The sequence below is a fragment of the Bacillus sp. KH172YL63 genome, from assembly GCF_011398925.1.
GTDB lineage: Bacteria > Bacillota > Bacilli > Bacillales > Bacillaceae_B > Rossellomorea.
In genome coordinates, this window is the sequence record NZ_AP022842.1 from 2,733,193 (window position 1) to 2,755,035 (window position 21,843).

Consider the following 21,843-nt stretch of genomic DNA (forward strand, 5'->3'; position numbering starts at 1 on the left):
GGTTTGCTATGGGATTACTTTCGTTCATCAAAAAATTAACGCTGAAAGAGGGAATGGCTTCAACAAATGAATCCTCAAAGCTCCCCTCCAATCCACACAGCCAACCAATGGACTTCGGCCATATTGTGGATCAGTTTAAAGATTGTGAGGATTTCAGGCACAGACAATTCAAAGACCTGGAAATTGAGTGCATTTATTTCGATACGCTGGTGGATAAACAAATACTGAATGAAGAATTATTAGAGTGGATCAGTAAAGGCGATTCAACTCCTATTCATCGGCAAATAGATTCTGATGGAATACTTGAAATCAAGTCAAACAAACAGGCAGTGATGGATGTCCTTAACGGTCATATTGTTCTTTTTCTTGATAACAAAGTATTTTCTTTAAGAGCAGATGGTGAGGAAAAAAGGTCTATCGAGGAATCTGAAACAGAATCTGTCATCTTGGGACCACACGAAGCATTCATTGAATCATCCGATGTGAACATCTCCCTCATCCGAAAAAGAGTGAGAAGTTCTCATTTGAAAACGGTGAGCTTAAGTGCCGGAGAAATTACGAAAACATCCATCACATTATTATATATAGAAGATATTGCGCCCATAGAAGAATTGAAAGACCTAAAGGAGCGGATCAACAAGATTGAGTACACTGGTATTTTGGATACCAATATCCTTGTTCAGATGATAGATGATCAACCAGTATCTCCTTTCCCGCAGTTTTTCACAACAGAAAGACCGGATGTCTGCGCCTCGAAATTATTAGCAGGCAGGATCATCGGAATTGTAGAGGGCAGCCCTTATGTGTTTTGTGCCCCTGTCAGCTTTTTTGATTTTTTCCAGTCAGTGGATGATTACAGTCAGCGGTGGATAACCGGCACTTTTATTCGGCTGCTCAGGTTACTCGCCCTCGTCATTACGCTTGCGTTTACAGCAAGCTACGTATCCATCACCACCTACCATTATGAAATGGTTCCACAGGAGTTATTGCCAAGCCTGATAGAATCGCGAAGCAAAGTACCCTTCCCCCCTCTGATTGAGGCGATATTTCTTGAGTTGGTCATTGAGCTTCTAAGGGAGGCTGGGGCACGTCTCCCAACTAAAATCGGGCAAACAATCGGCATTGTAGGTGGGATTGTAATCGGACAGGCGGCTGTTGAAGCAGGTATTACAAGTAATATTTTAATCATTGCAGTTGCGGTTTCAGCCATCTCATCCTTTGTGATCCCCAGTTATGTGATGAGTGCATCCATCCGGATCGTCCGCTTTTCTTTTATCCTGCTGGCGGGTTTTTGGGGGAACATGGGATTGGTGTTCGGACTGGGTTTGTTGGTCATTCACTTGTCTACTTTAACATCACTGAAAACACCTTATATGATCCCTTTTTCTCCGACTTTTTTTAATGATTGGCTGGACACAATCATCAGGGCGCCTTTCATGATGATCAAAGATCGCCCTGAGCAGGTCAGAACATCCAATGAAGATATTAACAAGATGAAGAAGTAGGCGATTTACTATGAAGGAAAAACTCCATCCATTTCAATTGGCACTGCTAATATATATGATTCAATCGGGCATCACCCTGTTCAGCATTCCGAGACTATCCGCCGAAGCATTCGGGACCAATGGATGGATTGGGATCGTCGTCATTTGTGTGATTGTCACCTTAAACATTTTGTTAATCAGTTTGGTAAACAAGTGGGGGGAAGGTCAATCAATCTTTGTCATCATTGAGAATGTGATCCCAAAATGGTTGGCAATCCCTTTTTATTTGACGGTGAGTATCATTTTCACCCTTCTCGCAACCATGGTGACAAAAAAGTACATTTTACTTCTTAAGATGTTATTTTTCCGTGATACCCCTTCGATTATATTTGTAGGCATGTTTTTTCTCATGAGCTTTCTCTTATTAAAGGGATGCATCTATGAAATCGGAAAGGCGACCGTCCTGTTATTTTTCCTGACCATATGGACGATGCTTTTACTGACCTTCCATCTATCAGAATTCAGTTTTACCCGGATGACAATGTTTTTGATGGAAGGGAAAAAAGATCTTTTGTCAGGAGGGTTGAGTGTATATTCAGCGTTTTTAGGCTACGAGCTAAGCTTATTTCTCATCCCCCATGTTCAGAAGAATTTCACAAAGGGTGTCATTTTGGGAAATGGCATTACATCGTTCATTTATATCACCGTAAGTTTTGTGTGCTATGGATTCTTCGGTTATAAGTATATACTGAATGATTTATACCCTGTCATTACCTTGATTGAATATGTGAAATTTCCATTTGTAGAGAGGGTTGAAAATCTGATCTTTACACTGTTCGCTTTAAAAGTATTGATTACCGTCGTCATGTATTTATGGGCGAGCAAGGAATTGGTATCTCACTCATTTCAGAAGCTGAAACCTGACTTTATCAGTTTGTTATTGTTAACGGTCGGTGCGCTTCTATCTTTCATCCCGGAAATCAGCCGGGAAGTGGATGAATGGCTAAAGTGGCTGACGTATATAGATACAGCCATCGCAATTGCTCTTCCAATTTTCTTATTGGTATTAATAGGGCTTAATAAGGTCAAAGAAAGGAACGTAACGTCATGAAACCTTTGAGGTATCTGTTCATAGCCATGATATGCCTGATGCTTGGCTGTGAAAGGAATGTCATTGATAAACTGGGGATGTTGGATGCGATTGGTTATGACCTGTCTGAAGATCAGGAGCTTCCACTGATGGTTACAGCTAACTATCCAAATGTAACGAAACAAGGTGTCTATCAAAATAAAATACTGACGGTTAACGCAAAATCAAGCAAAGATTCGAGAATACGGCTCAACCATCGTTCAAATCTTAAACTTGTCAGTGGCCAAATCACCGTTGCCCTATTCGGAAGCGAACTGGCAAAAGTCGGTGTTCAGGATATTATCGATACCTATATGCGGGATCCGAGTCTCGGACCGAGAGTATATTTTGCGGTCACAGAAGGACCAGCAAAGGAAATACTGGACTTTAAACCGATTGAAGGGACAAACAGCTCACTGTATTTACGTACCTTCATTGAAAAGCTTGACGATGAAAATGAGCGGATCAACTATAATACATATCAATTTATCAGAGATTATTACGATGACGGAATTGATCCGATTATGCCCTACTACAAATTAAGGAGTGATAATATCAGCTTAGATGGATATGCCCTCTTTAAAGATGACCGATTTGTTCACCATCTCTCCCCCACCTTATCAGGCATTTTATTTACTTTACGTAAAAACACACCAAGGGGGACATTCAGCTTTGAGATTGCGCCCCCGGATGACACACATGTGTTCTCTAATCAATTGATGTTTGACTACGTCAAAAAAGATTGGGATATAGATATAGCATTCAACAACCATATACCCAAGACTGTTAAAATCTCCATCGAGCTCAACGGAAGCATGCTCGAATATACGAATGATGAACTGACAGATTCAAAGAAAACGCAAATGAAGTTAGAAAAGAAGATCAATGCTTATATGGAAAAGAAATCGGAGGAATTCCTGGAATTGACACAGCAACTAAAGGTGGACCCCGTCGGGATCGGTGGATACGTTCGGAACAAACTTTCTTATGAGGATTGGAATCATCTGAACTGGGAAGAAGTCTATCCTGAAATCGATTTTGATGTGACCATTCAAATGAAATTTGTGAATACCGGGCAGACAAAATAATGGATCGGGAGCAACAGAATGTGAGCTCCCGTCACCTTAAGATCATACCAGGCAAATGAGTTAATCCTATCTTAGGATTCTTCTGCTTGGGATTCTTAAGCGTGAATAAGTTCCACTAATTATGTTTACTATCCAAGGTCTCCCCTTTTACCATCAACCTCATTTCTCTGTCACCAGCCTCCTCGCCTATCGCTTCAAAGCCGATTTTTTCGTATACACGGATGGCAGGCGTATTTCTAATATCTACATACAGGCGGACCTCATCTATTTGTTGGTTGTAATGTGAAAGGCCAAACTCGAGCCCTTTCCGGACAAAGTCGAGCCCCAATCCTTTCCCTGTTAAAGAAGGATTTAAAGCAAGCCCTATATACAAGATTCTGCTGTCAATACTGTATTCGAACAAACCGACAGCTTCATTGCGGGACATCACAACAAAACCTTCACATCCACCTGGACCAATCAACCTGCCTGTTTCTTCGAATGAATGAAAGTACGGCTTCATGGAAACTTGTTCAATGAAATCATCATAATTCCATGAATCAATTAATTTAACATCTCTCATGCTAATCGGTTGGAACATCCATTCCATTTCCCATCCTCCTCTACAAATGATGATCATGTCCATTGCAAACAACAGCACCGTCGACTTAATGAACAATTTCAGATAAATAAAAAAATCCGGACGATCATCCGATTTCAGAATTCGAATGCGTCCGGATTTTGGGTTAAGCAGAAGACTTTGTTACAACTGTCTTCTCTTTCATTGAATTACTTCATCCACTCGGTATGGAAGATGCCTTCTTTATCGACACGCTCATACGTATGGGCACCGAAGTAATCACGCTGGGCCTGGATCAGGTTCGCAGGAAGCGTTGCTGTACGGTAGCTGTCGTAATAAGATAATGCCGCAGAGAAGCCAGGCACCGGCACACCGTTTTGTACGGCCACACTGATGACTTCGCGAAGGGCATACTGATAGCTTTCAACGATTTCTTTAAAATACGGGTCCAATAAAAGATTCGAAAGCTGCGCTTCACGGTCATACGCTTCTTTGATTTTCTGCAGGAATTGAGCACGGATGATGCATCCCCCGCGAAAGATCATGGCGATATCTCCGTACTGCAGATCCCAGTTGTACTCATCGGAAGCTGAGCGCATTTGGGCGAACCCTTGTGCATATGAACAAATCTTACTCATGTAAAGGGCTTTACGGATTGATTCGATCAACGCTTGTTTATCACCCTGGAATGCTTTTGTTTCCGGTCCATTCAGCACTTTGCTTGCCTTCACGCGCTCATCCTTGATGGAAGAGATGAAACGGGCAAATACCGACTCTGTAATGATCGGCAGTGAAACGCCAAGATCCAATGCACTTTGGCTCGTCCACTTCCCGGTACCCTTCTGCCCTGCTTTATCAAGGATCACATCGACCATCGGCTTCCCGGTTTCCTCGTCTTTCTTCGTAAAGATATCCGCGGTGATTTCAATCAGATAACTGTCCAGTTCACCTTTATTCCAATCGGCAAACACTTCATGAAGCTCCTCCGCACTCAGTCCAAGCACATTCTTCATCAGGAAGTACGATTCTGCAATCAGCTGCATGTCACCGTACTCGATTCCGTTGTGCACCATTTTCACATAGTGTCCTGCCCCGTCCGGACCGATATAAGTTGTGCACGCATCACCATCCACTTTTGCCGCAATGTCTTTCAAGATCGGCGCAACAAGGTCATAAGCTTCTTTCTGACCGCCAGGCATGATGGAAGGGCCTGTAAGCGCTCCTTCTTCTCCGCCGGACACACCGGTTCCAATGAAATGGATACCCAGTTCACTCAACTCTTGATTACGACGACGGGTATCTTCGAAGAACGTATTCCCCCCATCGATCAGGATATCCCCTTTTTCAAGATGAGGCTTCAACTGATCGATCGTTGCATCGGTCGCCTTCCCAGCCTTCACCATCAGCAAAATTTTGCGGGGTTTTTCTAATGATTGAACAAATTCTTCGATTGTATATGTAGGCGCTACATTCTTGCCTTTTGATTCGTTGATCATTTCATCCGTCTTTTCACGGGAACGATTATATACAGAAACAGAATAACCTCTGCTTTCAATATTCCATGCTAAATTTTTTCCCATTACGGCTAAACCGATTACACCAATTTCTTGAGACATACTTGTCAACTTCCTTTCACCATTGTAATAATCGTTTCTTCACCCTCTGGCGCCTGAAATATTGGTTTCAGAGGAATGAAAGAAACATGCCATTTCACTAAAACCTAATATTTCATACTCCTATTCAATCTAACAAGAACAAGATCATGATGCAAATATTCAGTCTTATAAGGCAATCATCTTACTTAAGTTGTCCGATTATTAACAAGTCATTCCCGCAAAAAGTCTTTATTGAAGCTAGTATCCTGTTTCGGGTCAAATGATTTCTTTTTATTTTTCCCTTTTATCCCCTGAGAGATCGAGTCTTTTCCAAACTTCTCCTGCAGCTGGGATAAGACGTTATAAAGAGGCTCTTTTTCCGCTGCTTTTTTGTAAGAAAAAAGATCGAGCTGCTCGGTGGCTTCGCTTTTTTCAACAACGTCTTGTGCGGTGACACCGAGAAGCCTGACCGGGTCTCCATTCCAATGCTTCAACAATAAATCCTTTGCAAAGTAAACAAGGTCTTCTTTTTTGTCGATCGGATTTTCAAGCTTCTTGCTCCGGGTGATCGTTTTCCTGAATTTATCCCTGATCATGAGCTGAATCGTCATCGCCAGCACATCTTTTTGTTTAAGGCGTGACGACACTTTTTCACACAGCTTTTCTATGACACCGACCAGCTCCTGCTGATTCGTCGTATCCATTGGCAGGGTGGTCGAGTTCCCCACGCTCTTATAGTCATAAATCGAATCAGGGTCAACGTTGCGCCTGTCGACCCCATTTGCCCGCTCTTTGAGGCGGAGGCCGTTGATGCCAAGGAGGGATTTCAGTTGAATGTCATTTGCATGGGCAAGGTCACGGCAAGTTTGAATCCCGACACCATTCAGCTTTTCGGCAGTCTTCTGGCCGATCCCGTGCATTTCAATCACAGGAAGCGGCCAAAGCTTGGCAGGGATATCTCGTTTGCGCAAAACGGTGATGCCCATCGGTTTTTTCATATCGGAGGCGGTCTTCGCCAGAAATTTATTCGGTGCAATCCCGATGCTGCAAGGGAGATCGAGCTGTCTTTCTATTTGGTTTTGTATATCTGAGGCTATTTGCAAGGGGGACCCTTTTTCAAAGGAATCAGTAATATCCATATAGCCTTCGTCGATCGAAACAGGTTCGACTAGATCAGAATATTGTCTGAGGATATCAAAGATCCCTTTTGAGGCCGCGCGGTACCGGTCAAAATTCGGTGTCATGATCATCAGGTCGGGACACAGTTTTTTTGCTTCCCAAAGAGGCATGGTCGTCTTCACACCGAAGCGCCTTGCTTCATAAGAACATGTGACGATGATGCCTTTTCTTTCTTTTGGGTTCCCTGCTATTGCCAAGGGCTTCCCCCGCAGTGCGGGATCATATGCCATCTCAACAGAAGCATAGAAGCTGTTCATGTCTACATGAAGGATCACTCGTCCATTTTTGGGGTAATGTGGGTTCATTTACAATCGCGTCTTTCTTTGTCTAGTTTTGATGGGCCTTCTGTTCTTTCACATACTCCTGTATCTCTTTCATACCTTCTAAGCTTTCCACTAAAACATCCGGGTCAATCTGGGTGATCAGCGCATCGTCGAGATTGATGACGCCTGCAAAATAGTTCGTCTTAGAGTATGCGAATAAACCGACATTCGTCATCGAGTCTGCCGGTACTTCAAGGATTTCTTTTGCTTCCTTCACAACAAGCCCGATTTGCATCGCCTTCGTTTGAATGACGATGAGGAACATTCCTTCCTCCCCGATGGCAGATGTGTTGTACAGGATATTTCCTAAATCGAGAACCGGGATCAATTCTCCTCTCACCTTTACCAGGCCAAGGACAAAGGACGGCAAGTGTGGAATAGATCTTACTTCCTCCAATTTTTCTATTGATACCACATTCTCAATCGGCAGCGCATATTCTTCTTTACCAGCATGAAACACAACCACTTTCGACATTATTCAACGTCCCCTCTCAAACTTCTAATATGTATAATACTAATGTACCATATTTTATAAAAATTTGGTGGGTGTGTGAATGAAGAAAATGTCCACGAATGAAGGTTGACCTTCATTCGTGGACATTTTTGTGTTGTCTCATACTGCAAGCCTGATCGAGCCGCCTGCGCTTTTTTTGTCCAGCTCCGGCGGCTAGAGGCTCGAGGTCATAAGTCAAACCTGCCAAAAAGGCAAAGAACGCCCTTTCCGGCAGGTTCGCCTTATGCTTGTCGCCTCTGATCGAGCCGCCTACGCTTTTTTATTCTCCAGCCACTTCTTGAATGATGGCTACTACCATTTCAGATAGCTTGTTCAGTTCTTCCACCGGCATTCTTTCGTTTTTCGTATGGATTTCTTCGTAGCCAACTGCCAGATTGACAGTTGGTACACCGAAGCCTGCGATTACGTTGGCATCGCTTCCGCCTCCGCTTGTAAGAAGTTCGCTTGGACGTCCGATTTTTTTCGCAGCCCGCTTTGCGACTTCCACTACTTCGTCACCATCTTTGAACTTGAAGCCCGGATACATGACTTCTACTTCAACTTCTGCTTTTCCACCCATTTCTTCTGCAACGGATGTGAAGGCAGCTTTCATTTTCTCCACCTGTGCTTCCATTTTCTCAGGAACAAGGGAACGTGCTTCAGCCAGGATATCCGCTTGTTCGCACACGATATTTGTCGCTTTTCCGCCTTCGAAACGGCCGATGTTCGCCGTCGTTTCTTCATCGATGCGGCCAAGAGGCATTCTGGAGATCGCTTTTGCGGCAATGGTAATCGCAGAAACGCCTTTTTCAGGTGCTACGCCAGCGTGTGCCGTTTTCCCGTAAATGGTTGCCCGCACTTTTGCCTGTGTAGGGGCAGCCACGATGATGTTTCCGACTTTGCCGTCACTATCCAGCGCGAAACCGTATTTCGCTTTTACCAGAGATGAATCCAGGGCTTTAGCCCCAACAAGACCAGACTCTTCGCCTACCGTGATGATAAATTGGATATCACCGTGAGAGATGTTGTTTTCTTTCAGTACACGGACGGACTCAAGCATCGTTGCAAGTCCCGCTTTATCGTCGGCACCAAGGATGGTCGTACCGTCGGAGTAAATATAGCCGTCTTCTTTAAGCGTCGGCTTGACCCCTTTTGCAGGAACGACTGTGTCCATATGGGAAGTAAAGTAGATTGTATCCACACCATCTTTATTTCCTTTCAGCGTGCAAATCAGGTTTCCGGCACCGTGGCCAGTTTCCCCCATCGTGTCGTCTTCGAATACTTCCACTCCAAGATCGGAGAATTTTTTCGTCAGGACCTTTGCGATTTCTGCTTCATCTTTCGTTTCTGAGTCAATTTGAACCAATTCCAGGAATTCATTTAATAAACGCTCATGATTTATCATTTCCAGACCTCCACAATTATGTATTCACTCCTATAGTATAGCGTGAATAGTCAAGGACAACAAATGGAACCACTTTTACAATGGGATATTCCCGTGCTTTTTCTTCGGACGCTCTTCCCGTTTGTTTCTCATCATATCTAATCCTTGAATCAATTTAATCCGTGTTTCACGGGGGTCGATAACATCATCGACCATCCCCCTCGATGCAGCCACATAAGGGTTGGCAAATTTCTCACGGTACTCCTCGATTTTCTGTGCACGCAGTTCTTCCGGATTTTCACTTCCGGCAATCTCCCTTGCGAAGATGATGTTTGCTGCCCCTTGAGGCCCCATCACTGCAATCTCAGCATTCGGCCAGGCAAAGACCAGATCCGCGCCGATCGATTTAGAGTTCAATGCCACATATGCGCCTCCGTAGGCTTTTCGAAGGATTACGGTCATCTTCGGTACTGTCGCTTCAGAATATGCGTAAAGAATCTTTGCCCCATGACGGATGATGCCCCCGTGTTCCTGTTTGATTCCAGGGAAGAAGCCGGTCACATCTTCAAACGTGATCAACGGAATATTAAAAGAATCACAGAAACGGATAAAGCGGGCTGCTTTATCTGATGAATCGATGTCGAGTCCCCCTGCCATGAACTTAGGCTGATTACATACAAGACCGACGACTTCACCCTTTATGCGTGCCAACCCCACGACGATATTCTTAGCGAATTCCTTTTGCACTTCCATGAAGCTTCCTTCATCGACGATTTCATTGATTACCGTCCTCACATCATAAGGGCGGATCGCATCAAAAGGTATCAGGTCAGTCAGGTTTGCACGATAATCGTCCTCTTCATCCACTTCAAGGCGCGGAGGCTTCTCTTCATTATTTTGAGGTAAATATGCCAGTAATCTTCTGACTTCAAGCAGTACTTCTTCTTCTGTCTTTCCGCGGAAATGGGCATTCCCGCTGATCGAGTTATGAACCTTGGCTCCGCCAAGGTCCTCAGAGCTGATCTTCTCACCTGTGACGGTTTCGATGACCTTTGGACCCGTGATGAACATTTGGCTCGTTTCATCCACCATGAATACAAAATCCGTGATGGCAGGCGAATAGACCGCTCCCCCGGCACACGGCCCCATAATGACGGATATTTGCGGAATGACGCCTGAATAAATGGAATTCCGGTAGAAGATATGGCCATAGCCATCCAGTGAGACTACGCCTTCCTGGATCCTTGCACCGCCGGAATCATTCAAACCGATGAACGGGGCACCGTTCTTGACGGCAAGATCCATGACATGGGAGATTTTCTTAGCGTGCATTTCCCCTAATGCTCCTCCAAAAACCGTGAAATCCTGAGAGAATAAATAGACAGGTTTTCCGTTTACTTTTCCGTAACCGGTCACGACTCCATCCCCGGGACCCTGTACCCCATCCAGGCCAAAGTCTGAACATCGGTGCTCAATGAATGGATTCAATTCGACAAAGCTTCCTTCATCAAGTAAAATATCGATCCTTTCCCGGGCTGTCAGTTTCCCTTTTTCATGCTGTTTATCTATTTTCTTATCTCCGCCGCCGAGCTCAACTTCTCTTCTGCGGTCATATAATTCATTGATTTTCTCATAAATATCCATTATGATTGCTCCCCCTTGATGGCTGTTTTATCACATAGCTCATAAAGTACACCGTGAGCCGACTTTGGATGCAAGAACGCTACCTCGGCCCCGCCTGCACCTTTCTTTGGAGTCTCATTGATCATACGGACCCCTTTTTCTTTCAATTCCTTGATTCGCTCCTCGATGCCTTCGACCGAAAAAGCGATATGATGAATCCCTTCTCCCCTTTTTTCAATGAAGGCGGAAATCGGACTGTCGTTATGTAATGGCTGAAGTAACTCAAGTTTCAGGTTACCCCCATCCAGGAATGCAACTTTTACCCCTTGATTTTCAACTGTTTCCATCTTGATGAGTGAAAGTCCGAGCGTATCTTCGTAAAACGGAAGAACATTGTCTATAGATGAGACTGCGATCCCGATATGATCTACTTTTTTCAACTCTATCATCCCCCTGTTGTTTGCATGCTCCACATCTATAGTATTCCATACCGCATGTCGAATTCCCTCCTTATCTGGCGAATAAATAAAGCGTTTTCTTCTTTTCCCGAGGTTGTCTTCCTTTAACATTCACGATAGAATAGAGGTGAAAATCATCTCATGATTAAATGGGAGAATGGAGCGATTCAATGGGTAACAAAAAAATGCAAAAAATCATTGTCTATGTCATGCTGTTCGCGATGATCGCGACGACAATCATGGCAGGATTGACGTTCTTATTATAGAAATGAGTGCTTGATAGAGGACTAGGGAGGGGCATAACCAATCCCCTCTGGAGAAACATCACCAAAGTGGGTAGGACGCTTATTAGTACAGAAAAAACCGAAAAACTATTTTCTTTAAAGAAGATTGTTGTTCGGTTTTTTTATTTGAATGTCCATTTAAATTTTGTAGTTGGTTCCAGCTGTTGATTGGAGTGCAAGGCGAAGACTCCTGCGGGAAAAGCGGAGTAGGCAAGACCCCGCAGGCTTGCCTTCCGCCCGAGGAAAGCGAAGCCTTGCACGGAAATCAACAGCGCTGTACCAAGAGATCTCCCTACCTGCTTTAACTAAAATATATTGCCGTCTGAGCAGAATAAAATACAAAAAGAAAAAGCTTTGGTCCCCCCAAAGCTTTTTCTTTTCCCCTTATTTTAAAGCACCATATTCCCTTCCAAGCTCATTAAAGCTTTTCTTGGACTTGACCACGAGGACTTTCGTTCCGATTGGTACTTTTTCGTAAAGGTATTCCACACGTTTATTTTCCATTCGTATGCAGCCGTTCGATATATATTTGCCTATCGAGGACGGCTGATTTGTACCGTGAATGCCATAGATCCTGCCGTCCGTCCCTTTGGCATCAAAGCCTATCCACCTTGATCCCAAAGGGTTTCTCGGATCTCCGCCAGGAATGTTCTTTTTGCGGTAATATGGATTTTTCGCTTTCACGGTGACATTGAATAAGCCTTCAGGCGTCAGTTCAGTCGTTTTACCGGTTGCTACCGGGAAAGTTGCCTGAATGTTGCCCTCGTCTATATAAGCCAGTTGATTATTCTCTTTGTTCACGATGATGAAAGGGTCTCCCGGCACCGGGTTCCTTCCAAGTGGCCAAATGGGAGATGCAAACAATAGGATGGCAAGAAGTAAACGCATCGGATCACCTTTTCACATTTTAGGTATAGTTTACTTCTTTATGCTCCCTTTCATCCGTCCTGATTCCTTTAAATGAACTTTTAAGTAGGAGATACTGCTCCATTTCCTGCACAAACTGATAGAGTGCCGCCCGGGTTTCGAACTCTTCCCGTGTTTTAGGCAAGTCCATTTGTTCGAACTCCACCTTCATGTCGTACAGCTTTTTCAAGTAGAATAACGCTGTATTTCCCGGGTGGATATGTTCACTGAGCTCTTCGAGGAATTCAGCGATCCGCTTCCCCTGCTCGATGGTCAATGAAATCGAAGTGGCGATCGGGAGGATCCGCTGAAGAATTTCGAATTGTTTTTCCCGCATTTTAAAATACAAGTAGTATAAGTTCTCGTCCCTGAGGAAATGATTTTCAACATCCTTAAAGGCGATCGTTTTCGCCTCTTTGATCAAACGCTCTGTTTCGGTGATTTCCCGTCCATCCCACTTGCTGTCATTCGTCCGTAAATAATTGATCATCTCGCAGAAAATTTTATAAAAGTTCGCTTCTATTTTTTCTTGATAGTCGATCATTTGTTTATCAACGCTCGGCATGTAAAGATTCATGAGAAGTGCTATCCCGATCCCGATGGTGATGATCCCCACTTCATTTTCAAACAGACCGATCGTCACATTACCAGCTGAGTATATATGTAGAATGATGACGGAGCTTGTGACGATTCCTTCCTTTATATTGAGCGCTACTGTGATCGGTATGAATACAAGCAGCAGCAGCCCGATGACGGCAGGGTGGTATGCAAGGAATTCAAAGAAGGCAGCGGAAAACACCATGGCGATCAAACATGCCAGGAAGCGGCTCCATGAGGCGTTCACCGATTTTTTCTTTGTATTCTGTATGCACAGGATCGTCAATATCCCTGCCGATACAAAGTTATCCAGATGGAACCATTGGGCAATGCTGATGGCGACAGCCGTGCCGATTCCTGTCTTGAGTGTACGGTACCCAATACGAAACATTCATCTTTCTCCTATCTCTCTCTTTTTTTGCTACTTAAGAATACCATAAAAGAGGGACGACTCAAAAAGAAGGATTAACGAGTGTGCTCGTTAATCCTTCAAGTAATCAGAGTATCTTTTCAAGGAATTCCTTTCCACGGTCACTTTGCGGATTCGCGAAGAATGGCTGCGGCGCCCCTTCTTCAATGATCATTCCATCATCCATGAACATGATCCGGTCTGCAACCTCTTTTGCAAATCCCATTTCATGGGTGACGATGATCATGGTCATGCCGGTATGGGCAAGTGATTTCATGACTTCAAGTACTTCCTTAACCATTTCCGGGTCAAGGGCTGAAGTCGGCTCATCAAACAGCATGACTTTCGGTTCCATCGCGAGTGCCCTTGCGATGGCCACACGCTGCTTTTGTCCACCGGATAAACGGTTCGGGTATTCGTCACTTTTTTCCTTCAATCCCACTTTCGCCAGAAGATCCTTCCCAAGCGCAGTGGCTTCTTCCCGTTTCATCCCCTTCACTTTCATCGGGGCGTAAGTCACATTCTCAAGTGCCGTCATATGAGGGAAAAGGTGGAAATGTTGAAACACCATCCCGACATCTTGTCTGACTTTCCCTATGTTTTTCCCATTCACGAGATGATCTTCAAAGTAGATTGAACCGGAAGTCGGTTCTTCTAAAAAGTTCAGACAGCGGAGCAGCGTGGACTTTCCTGATCCAGACGGCCCGATCAATGCGACAACTTCCCCTTTGGCTACCGAGAAGTCAATTCCTTTCAACACTTGAAGCTTTCCGAATGACTTGGTAATCTTTTCACCTTTAATCATTTCCACGCAGTCTCCCTTCCAGTACTTTTCCTAACAGAGTAAGAATCATGACAAGTACATAATATACCAAACCGGCGAATAAAAGCGGCTCAAAGAATGAATACAAGTCGCTTCCGACCATATAAGAACGTCTCATGACATCGGCGGCACCGATGACGGTCACGATCGCCGATTCCTTCGTTAGGGTGATGAATTCATTCATTAAAGCAGGTAATATATTTTTGATTGCCTGGGGCAGGATAACATCCTTCATCATCAACGGGTAGGACACACCGAGCGCCATGGCCGCTTCTTTTTGACCTTTATCCACCGCATTGATCCCTGCACGGATGATTTCAGAAATGTATGCTGCCGAATTGAGTGAAAAAGCAAGGATCGCAGCCGTATAAGGTTCAACTTGTGTACCAGTGAACTGGGGTGATCCGTAAAAGATGATCATCAGCTGCAGCACCAAAGGCGTTCCACGAAAGACAGATGTATAAATATCGGCAAAGATCGCCAGAGGTTTAACCGTGCTTATTTTACAAAGGGCGAGGAGAATACCGAAAGCAAATCCGAGCACTCCCGCTAACCCGACAATTTTAAGTGTGACCTTCAAGCCTTCCAGGATGAAAGGAATAGAAGGGATCATTTGTTCAAAATCTAGTGGCATTGTAATCTCCTCCAAGTGTATTCTTTGAATTGAAACAGGAAGGGCTAACCAGTTGAAAGGTTAGCCCTTCTAGCAATCTACTGTTCTCCGTCAAACCATTTTTCTGCGAGTTTATCCAATTCACCGTTTTCTTTAAGCTTTTTCAACGCTTCATTGAATTCAGCTGTCAGCTCGCTGTCCTTAGGAAGTGCGACGGCTGAACCTGCTTCTTCTTCATTCACATTCATCGTAGAGCCTTTAAGGTCTTCACTTTTATTCAAATAACCGTTTGCTACCGTGTTTTCGATTATGATTGCATCAAATCGTCCATTTTGAAGATCTTGTATCAACTCAGGGATACGGTCACGTGTTTCAACTTTAAGATCAATTGATTTTGACAGCTCTTCCGCAGCATCCTGCTGGATCGATCCTAACTGAACACCGACTGTTTTTCCGTCAAGGTCTTCTTCACTTTTGGTTTCATTCTTCTTTGTAGAGATGATCATATCTTTCGCAGTGTAGTATACATCACTGAAGTCAACATTTTTTTGTCGTTCTGGAGTCGGTGTCATCGCAGACAGGACGAAATCCACCTGACCTGTTTTCAACGCTGAGATCAAACCGCTGAATTCCATATCCTTGATTTCGATTTCATACCCTAATTCATCCGCAAGCAGATTCGCAAGATCAATATCATACCCGATGATTTCATCGCTGTTAGCTGTGTCAACATATTCAAATGGTTTATAGTCAGCAGACGTTCCCATGATTAATTTTTCAGTGTCACCTGAAGTGGAGTCTGACTTTTCCTCACCTGATCCGCACGCTGCAAGAGCAGCAGAGACAGTCAGTATGAATAATAGGGATAATAGCTTTTTCATTGAAATTCCTCCTTGATAGGTTCTGTATAAATATTATATATAATGTATATTAATTACTATATTCGTATTGTATCAGAGATTAATTTTTATGCAATATGTTTTATAAATATCGATTAATGTTTATATTTTCTGAAAATAACCCTTGATCACCCTACCTTAATATACAGGTTTTCATACACACCGCTGGATTGTGAAGAGGCGACATACAAGATCCAGTGATACAGTGTTAAATGATTGAATGATTATTTAACGCAAAAAAATCCGAATGAGTCAGATTCACTCTTCCGGATTTTTCTTTAACTAAACCCCTATTCCCCCGTCCCCTTTATCGATTCCATAAAAAAACGCCAGGCCCCACCGCTATCTGCTTATAAGGAGATAGCGAGATGGGAACCTGACGGGTCTTCTCAGTATTGATTCTTATACTTCTTCACAATATTGATCAAAGTAAGATTGAAGTTTGTTCACAACCGACATTGGGTCATGACCTTCGATTTCGTGTCTTTCAACCATCGTTAATAGCTTTCCGTCTTTCAGCAAAGCAAATGACGGTGAGGATGGCGGATATCCTGTGAAGTAGCTGCGCGCTTTCGCAGTCGCTTCTTTATCCTGCCCGGCGAACACAGTCACCAGTTGATCAGGACGTTTATCGTAGTGGATAGCATGGGCAGCAGCCGGACGTGCGATCCCCCCTGCGCATCCGCATACTGAGTTGATCATCACCAACGTTGTGCCTTCTTTCGTAAGTGCTTGATCCACTTCTTCTTCAGTCGTTAATTGAGTATATCCTGCTGTCTCAATTTCTTGTCGTGCTTGACGCACCACATCATTCATCAATAAATTGAAATCTATATCCATGGTGAACTCTCCTTTAATCGCTGACTTTATCATCCTCTCTCAACGGGAGGATAAGATGTACCCCTATCATACCAATTTCAAACCATATCTTTCAATTAAAATTAACTATTCCCATCAATGATTGCTTCTTTATATTGAAGAAGTAATTGTTCGACTGCCTGTGAAGTGGTGAATTCCCCTTCTTTCACACGCTGTTGCAGCTCAGGAAGGGATGTTTTGATTTTTTGCTGATAGAAAAAGTCTGACAGAATTCTTTCTTTCAGCATCGTGTGGAACCATTCCTGCTTTTGATACAGCCTTCTTTCCTGGAAAACGCCCTGCTCCTTCGTTTGCCTTTGAAACTGCAGCATCATGTCCCATATTTCCTGTAAGCCTTCATTCTTCAATGCTGAGCAAGTATAAGCCTTTGAACTCCATCCCTTCGTTGCCGGAAGGAGGAAATGAAGGATTTGATTGAGCTCCCGCTTTGTTTTTTCGGCAAGGGGTTTGTTCTCGCCGTCGGCCTTATTCACGAGAAGCATGTCTGCGAGTTCCATGATCCCCTTCTTCATTCCTTGAAGTTCATCCCCGGCGCCGGTGATGACGAGTAACATGAAGAAATCTACCATCTGTCTGACCATCACTTCACTCTGGCCGACTCCGACGGTTTCGATGATGATCAGATCATAGCCTGCGGCTTCACACAAGAGGAGGGTTTCATTCGTCTTACGATGAACACCGCCGAGCGTCCCGGCAGTCGGCGATGGCCTGACAAACGCCTGGGGGTTTTTCGACAGCTGCTCCATCCTCGTTTTATCCCCAAGGATGCTCCCACCTGAAATCGAGGAGCTGGGGTCGATGGCAAGAACAGCAACACGGAAACCCTGTTCACACAACATTTCCCCGAACGCTTCGATGAACGTGCTTTTCCCGGCACCCGGCACTCCTGTGATGCCGATCCTGAAGCTGTTTCCTGTGTGGGGAAGCAGCTCCTGCAGCAATCTTTGTCCTGCTTCATAATGCTTTTCGGCATTGCTTTCAATTAACGTAATCGCCTTTGCCAAATCGCTTCGATTCCCATTCAGGATGCCCTCTTTCAATTCGGCAATCGAGACTGGCTCTATTTTCTTCTTCACGAAACGTTTTCTTCTTCCTGGCTGTTGATTCATTATTCCGCCACTTCCTCATAGCCGAGCACTTCATAAATTTCCTGGATGACTTTTTGGGCTGCAACAGGGATGATCGTCCCCGGCCCAAAGACTGCTGATGCCCCGTTGCTGAGCAGGAATTCATAATCCTTTGCCGGTATGACTCCGCCGATGACAACAAGGATATCTTCCCGCCCAAGTTTCTTCAATTCCGCGACAAGCTGGGGAAGAAGCGTCCTGTGGCCAGCCGCCAAAGAACTTACCCCGATCACATGGACGTCATTCTCCACGGCTTGAAGTGCAGTTTCCTCCGGCGTTTGGAACAAGGGGCCGATATCGACATCGAAGCCAAGATCGGCAAATGCCGTACTGATGACCTTCGCGCCCCGGTCATGGCCATCCTGCCCCATTTTTGCAATGAGGATCCGGGGTCTTCTGCCTTCGTTCTCAAGGAATTCTTCGGTCATTTCTTTCACAGTATTGATTTCCTGCTCATTGGAGAAGTTCGAACTGTACACTCCGCTTATGCTACGGATCGTTGCTTTGTGCCTTCCTGATACTTTCTCGATGGCATCTGAAATCTCACCCAATGTGGCACGTGCCCTCGCGGCGTCGACGGCTTTTTCAAGAAGATTTCCTTCCCCGGTCTCCGCTGCAAGCGTCAGTGCCTCCAGGGCGCTCTCGACATCCGCTTCGTTTCTTTCCTCTTTCAGCTGTTGGATGCGTGCGATCTGCTTTTCCCTGACGACCGTATTATCGATATCGAGCGTTTCGATCGGGTCCTCCTGATCAAGACGATACTTGTTGACACCGATGATCGATTCATCACCGGAATCGATCATTGCCTGTCTCCTGGCAGCCGCTTCCTCTATGCGCATTTTCGGCAAGCCGGTTTCAATCGCTTTCGTCATTCCGCCCAGTTCTTCGATTTCCTCAATATGACCCCAGGCCTTTTCCATCAGCTGATCGGTGAGCGATTCGACATAATGGGAACCTGCCCATGGATCGATCACTTTCGTTATGCCTGTTTCCTCCTGGAGATACAATTGAGTATTACGGGCGATCCTGGCAGAGAAGTCAGTCGGAAGGGCAATTGCCTCATCCAGGGCATTGGTATGGAGCGACTGGGTATGACCCATCGCCGCTGCATGGGCTTCAAGCAATGTACGGATGACATTGTTATACGGATCCTGCTCTGTCAAGCTCCATCCGGACGTTTGGGAGTGGGTCCTGAGCGCCATCGATTTAGGATTTTGCGGGTTGAATGTTTTCATCATTTTTGCCCATATCCTCCTGGCAGCCCTCATTTTTGCGACTTCCATGAAGTAATTCATCCCGATCGCCCAGAAGAAAGACAGACGAGGGGCAAACGAATCTATATCGATACCTGCATCAAGACCGGTCCGGACATACTCAAGGCCATCAGCAAGCGTATAAGCAAGCTCGATGTCCGCCGGCGCACCCGCCTCTTGCATGTGGTACCCTGAAATACTGATACTGTTGAACTTCGGCATGTGCACAGACGTATATTCAAAAATATCAGCGATGATCTTCATCGACGTTTCAGGGGGATAAATATACGTATTACGTACCATGTATTCTTTTAAAATATCATTTTGAATCGTCCCTGACAGCTTCTCACGTGTCACACCCTGTTCTTCTGCCGTCACAATATAAAAGGCGAGGATCGGCAGAACGGCTCCATTCATCGTCATGGACACGGACATTTGATCAAGGGGGATGCCGTCGAACAGAATCTTCATATCCAATATGGAATCAATCGCCACCCCTGCTTTCCCAACATCCCCCACGACCCGTGGATGATCTGAGTCATAGCCCCTGTGGGTGGCTAAATCAAAGGCGACCGACAGACCTTTTTGCCCCATACTTAAATTTCTTCGATAAAATGCATTGCTTTCTTCTGCGGTCGAAAACCCTGCATATTGCCTTACTGTCCATGGACGGTTCACATACATTGTCGGGTATGGACCACGTGTATAAGGAGCAAGACCTGGCAGATCATCTTTGTGGGAGATATGTTTTGAGTCCTCCTCTGAATAGAGGGATTGCACGTTGATCTGCTCATTCGTTTCATAGCTGCTCCCAAGTAATGACTCTGGTTCAGCCGTTTCCTGTTTTACATAAGGGTCGATGTGCTGCCAATCAGGCTTAAGCATATTCTGTCCCCTCCTCCCAAATGGATAGTAGTTCATCAAGCTTTTCAAGGATATTCTGACCCATATATATGGAACCGGATAATCCGGTACGACTCCATTCCTCTCTTTTTCCTGAAGGAACCTTTCCGGCTATATCGACCACAATCGATGGATCGATCTGATGGATGGATTCAATGATCAACGGGAGCATATGTTCATACTCTTCATCTTTTCCACAGATCACATAATATGGAAAACGGGTCTCCTCAACAAATTGCAGAACATCTTCTTTCGCGGAACCATTTTGGCCCACTTTGGCATGGACCCCTCCCGCTGCTAAAAATCCTTGAACAAAATCCGTCCGTGGTTTATGGTCTTTCAATGTCCCAAGTCCGATCAGCCCAGCCACCGGTTTACCGGTAAGCTTATTTGCCCGCTCTCTTAACCTTTCAAATGGCAGTGACAGCCTTTCTCCTTTAACCGGGGCTACCGACCCAATTTCTTCTTCAAGATTCGCATAGATATTCGTCCCGATCATCGAGTGCTTTCTCGTTGCCAAATCGTTTATTCTGGATTCCCTCAGTTTCTCTATTTTTTCATGAAGGGAACCATTTCCAATAGAAGCCAGGATTCCGCCGGCTCGATCGATGTGCTGGAATTCCTTCCATGCGCATTTCCCTACTTCTTCTGTCAGCCATTCAAGATAATAAGAACCGCCCCCGGGATCCACGACCTTATCCAGGTGAGCCTCCTCTCCCAGGATCAGCTGGGTATTCCGGGCAATCCGTTCAGAAAACGGGCTCACTTCCCCAGTCACCATATCAAACGGAGAAACAACCAGATAATCTACACCAGCAAGGATCGCAGAAAACGCTTCTCCTCCCCCGCGAAGCATATTGACATAAGGATCAAGGGCAGATTTACTGAACGAAGACGTTTCCGCGCTCACACTCACGGCTTGGGCGCATCTCTCTCCGGATAATCCGTAAGAAGCCAGGACCTCTTGCCAGAGCTTTTTAAAAGCCCTTATCTTCGCTATTTCCATAAAGAACTGACTTCCGATTGAGAAGTGGAAGTGCATATTTCCTGCCACTTTCTCTAAAGACCAGCCTTTCTCGCATAGTGTTTCGATATAGCATACGCCTTCACTTAGCGCGATGGCCAATTCCTGTGTGGCATTCGCGCCCTTATCGTGATAAGACGACGAATCGACTATGATCTTTCTTACCTGGGGAAAATGCTTGTCTGCTTCATCCAGTTTCTTGCACCAGTCTTCAAGGCCGCTTTCACCGTGCCCTGACGAGATAGGATCGAAGCCAATGACGCCCACCATCCCCATCAAATCTGAAGCAGTACCCACATTGAATATAGCTGAAGCTGTATGTTCCTCTATCACAAAGGCGGGAACATGATCCTCCACCGTTTCTACCATGAAAGAAGCGAGACCTTCACTATCAAGTTGATCTAATGAAAATGAAAGACAATTCTGCCCCCGGGCCAAAGCATCTGTGACTGCATCTTGAAGGGATCGCCAGGAAGACCTCTTGATTGATTGGGCGATGTACCATTTCGGCGTACGTGTTATTTTTTCCCCTGCATCCGGAATGAAGTCTTTCACCCGATTTCGTGCCGGTACATCTTCTTTTGTATACAAGGGTTTCAGCTCAATATTTTCATAAGTGTTCGTATGTAATGACTGAATTCCTTTCCCCTTTAACGCTTTTTCGGCAGCATCCTGCCATTCTGCCAGTGTAAAACGGCTGAATGTTTGATCTTTCATGTCATTAAGCTTCATAATACCCCTCTTCCGGATCTTTTTTGTAATCGTTTACATAAATGATGATGAAATCTTCGGACGAAACGCCCGAATCCCC

At 44.9% G+C, this 21,843-nt stretch carries 20 protein-coding genes; 4 read left to right on the forward strand and 16 right to left on the reverse strand.

The features are described 5' to 3' along the window. Window positions 1-8 precede the first annotated feature (8 nt). Genes KH172YL63_RS14015 through KH172YL63_RS14025 form a run of 3 tightly spaced genes read left to right on the forward strand, consistent with a single transcriptional unit; the run spans window position 9 to window position 3,701 of the window. Complete coding sequence (locus KH172YL63_RS14015) at window positions 9-1,505, forward strand: spore germination protein (protein ID WP_232066031.1); 1,497 nt, start codon at window positions 9-11, stop codon at window positions 1,503-1,505. Between the two features lie 10 nt (window positions 1,506-1,515). After that, the gene (locus KH172YL63_RS14020; protein WP_173106686.1) at window positions 1,516-2,595 is read left to right on the forward strand and encodes a GerAB/ArcD/ProY family transporter; all 1,080 of its coding nucleotides are present in this window, start codon (window positions 1,516-1,518) and stop codon (window positions 2,593-2,595) included. Next, on the forward strand, window positions 2,592-3,701 hold the full coding sequence (locus KH172YL63_RS14025; RefSeq protein WP_173106687.1) for a Ger(x)C family spore germination protein: 1,110 nt from the start codon (window positions 2,592-2,594) through the stop codon (window positions 3,699-3,701). Before KH172YL63_RS14020 ends, KH172YL63_RS14025 begins: the two co-directional genes overlap by 4 nt. A gap of 115 nt (window positions 3,702-3,816) precedes the next feature. Here the strand turns inward: KH172YL63_RS14025 and KH172YL63_RS14030 are convergent, their stop codons facing one another. From KH172YL63_RS14030 to mce, 7 genes are all read right to left on the reverse strand, one after another. After that, window positions 3,817-4,290 carry a GNAT family N-acetyltransferase gene (locus KH172YL63_RS14030; protein ID WP_173106688.1) on the reverse strand — a complete coding sequence of 158 codons (474 nt, stop codon included), beginning with the start codon at window positions 4,288-4,290 and terminating at the stop codon, window positions 3,817-3,819. A 179-nt stretch (window positions 4,291-4,469) separates the two neighbouring features. Further along, window positions 4,470-5,876 carry an NADP-dependent phosphogluconate dehydrogenase gene (gene gndA / locus KH172YL63_RS14035; RefSeq protein ID WP_173106689.1) on the reverse strand — a complete coding sequence of 469 codons (1,407 nt, stop codon included), beginning with the start codon at window positions 5,874-5,876 and terminating at the stop codon, window positions 4,470-4,472. Window positions 5,877-6,085: 209 nt separating this feature from the next. After that, window positions 6,086-7,339, reverse strand: coding sequence for a DNA polymerase IV (locus tag KH172YL63_RS14040; RefSeq protein ID WP_173106690.1), 1,254 nt, complete (start codon window positions 7,337-7,339; stop codon window positions 6,086-6,088). Window positions 7,340-7,361: 22 nt separating this feature from the next. Continuing rightward, window positions 7,362-7,832: a chemotaxis protein CheW gene (locus KH172YL63_RS14045; protein ID WP_173106691.1), complete on the reverse strand. Its 471-nt coding sequence runs from the start codon at window positions 7,830-7,832 to the stop codon at window positions 7,362-7,364. Window positions 7,833-8,130: 298 nt separating this feature from the next. Continuing rightward, window positions 8,131-9,255, reverse strand: a complete 1,125-nt coding sequence (locus KH172YL63_RS14050) for a tripeptidase T (protein WP_173106692.1) — start codon at window positions 9,253-9,255, stop codon at window positions 8,131-8,133. 75 nt (window positions 9,256-9,330) lie between these two features. Next, window positions 9,331-10,878 carry an acyl-CoA carboxylase subunit beta gene (locus tag KH172YL63_RS14055; protein ID WP_173106693.1) on the reverse strand — a complete coding sequence of 516 codons (1,548 nt, stop codon included), beginning with the start codon at window positions 10,876-10,878 and terminating at the stop codon, window positions 9,331-9,333. Further along, the gene (gene mce / locus KH172YL63_RS14060) at window positions 10,878-11,297 is read right to left on the reverse strand and encodes a methylmalonyl-CoA epimerase (protein ID WP_232066032.1); all 420 of its coding nucleotides are present in this window, start codon (window positions 11,295-11,297) and stop codon (window positions 10,878-10,880) included. Before mce ends, KH172YL63_RS14055 begins: the two co-directional genes overlap by 1 nt. A gap of 188 nt (window positions 11,298-11,485) precedes the next feature. Between mce and prli42 the strand changes: the two genes are divergently transcribed. Continuing rightward, a complete protein-coding gene (gene prli42 / locus KH172YL63_RS14065) occupies window positions 11,486-11,581 on the forward strand; it encodes a stressosome-associated protein Prli42 (protein ID WP_173106695.1) in 96 nt (31 codons plus the stop codon). A 402-nt stretch (window positions 11,582-11,983) separates the two neighbouring features. On the opposite strand, the gene KH172YL63_RS14070 is transcribed toward prli42, so the two are convergent. From KH172YL63_RS14070 to KH172YL63_RS14110, 9 genes are all read right to left on the reverse strand, one after another. Beyond that, window positions 11,984-12,487, reverse strand: coding sequence for a L,D-transpeptidase (locus KH172YL63_RS14070; protein WP_173106696.1), 504 nt, complete (start codon window positions 12,485-12,487; stop codon window positions 11,984-11,986). A 19-nt stretch (window positions 12,488-12,506) separates the two neighbouring features. After that, on the reverse strand, window positions 12,507-13,493 hold the full coding sequence (locus KH172YL63_RS14075) for an aromatic acid exporter family protein (RefSeq protein ID WP_173106697.1): 987 nt from the start codon (window positions 13,491-13,493) through the stop codon (window positions 12,507-12,509). A 106-nt stretch (window positions 13,494-13,599) separates the two neighbouring features. Beyond that, window positions 13,600-14,316, reverse strand: a complete 717-nt coding sequence (locus KH172YL63_RS14080) for an amino acid ABC transporter ATP-binding protein (protein ID WP_173106698.1) — start codon at window positions 14,314-14,316, stop codon at window positions 13,600-13,602. Continuing rightward, window positions 14,309-14,968 carry an amino acid ABC transporter permease gene (locus KH172YL63_RS14085; protein WP_173106699.1) on the reverse strand — a complete coding sequence of 220 codons (660 nt, stop codon included), beginning with the start codon at window positions 14,966-14,968 and terminating at the stop codon, window positions 14,309-14,311. Before KH172YL63_RS14085 ends, KH172YL63_RS14080 begins: the two co-directional genes overlap by 8 nt. Before the next feature lie 77 nt (window positions 14,969-15,045). Continuing rightward, complete coding sequence (locus KH172YL63_RS14090; protein ID WP_173106700.1) at window positions 15,046-15,828, reverse strand: transporter substrate-binding domain-containing protein; 783 nt, start codon at window positions 15,826-15,828, stop codon at window positions 15,046-15,048. A 420-nt stretch (window positions 15,829-16,248) separates the two neighbouring features. Next, window positions 16,249-16,686: a BrxA/BrxB family bacilliredoxin gene (locus KH172YL63_RS14095; RefSeq protein WP_173106701.1), complete on the reverse strand. Its 438-nt coding sequence runs from the start codon at window positions 16,684-16,686 to the stop codon at window positions 16,249-16,251. A 101-nt stretch (window positions 16,687-16,787) separates the two neighbouring features. Then, a complete protein-coding gene (gene meaB / locus KH172YL63_RS14100) occupies window positions 16,788-17,834 on the reverse strand; it encodes a methylmalonyl Co-A mutase-associated GTPase MeaB (protein ID WP_173106702.1) in 1,047 nt (348 codons plus the stop codon). After that, window positions 17,834-19,990 (reverse strand): methylmalonyl-CoA mutase, encoded by a 2,157-nt coding sequence (scpA, locus tag KH172YL63_RS14105; RefSeq protein WP_173106703.1) that lies wholly within the window; start codon window positions 19,988-19,990, stop codon window positions 17,834-17,836. Before scpA ends, meaB begins: the two co-directional genes overlap by 1 nt. Further along, entirely contained in the window at window positions 19,983-21,764 is a 1,782-nt protein-coding gene (locus tag KH172YL63_RS14110) for a methylmalonyl-CoA mutase family protein (RefSeq protein WP_173106704.1), read from the reverse strand. Before KH172YL63_RS14110 ends, scpA begins: the two co-directional genes overlap by 8 nt. Window positions 21,765-21,843 lie beyond the last annotated feature (79 nt).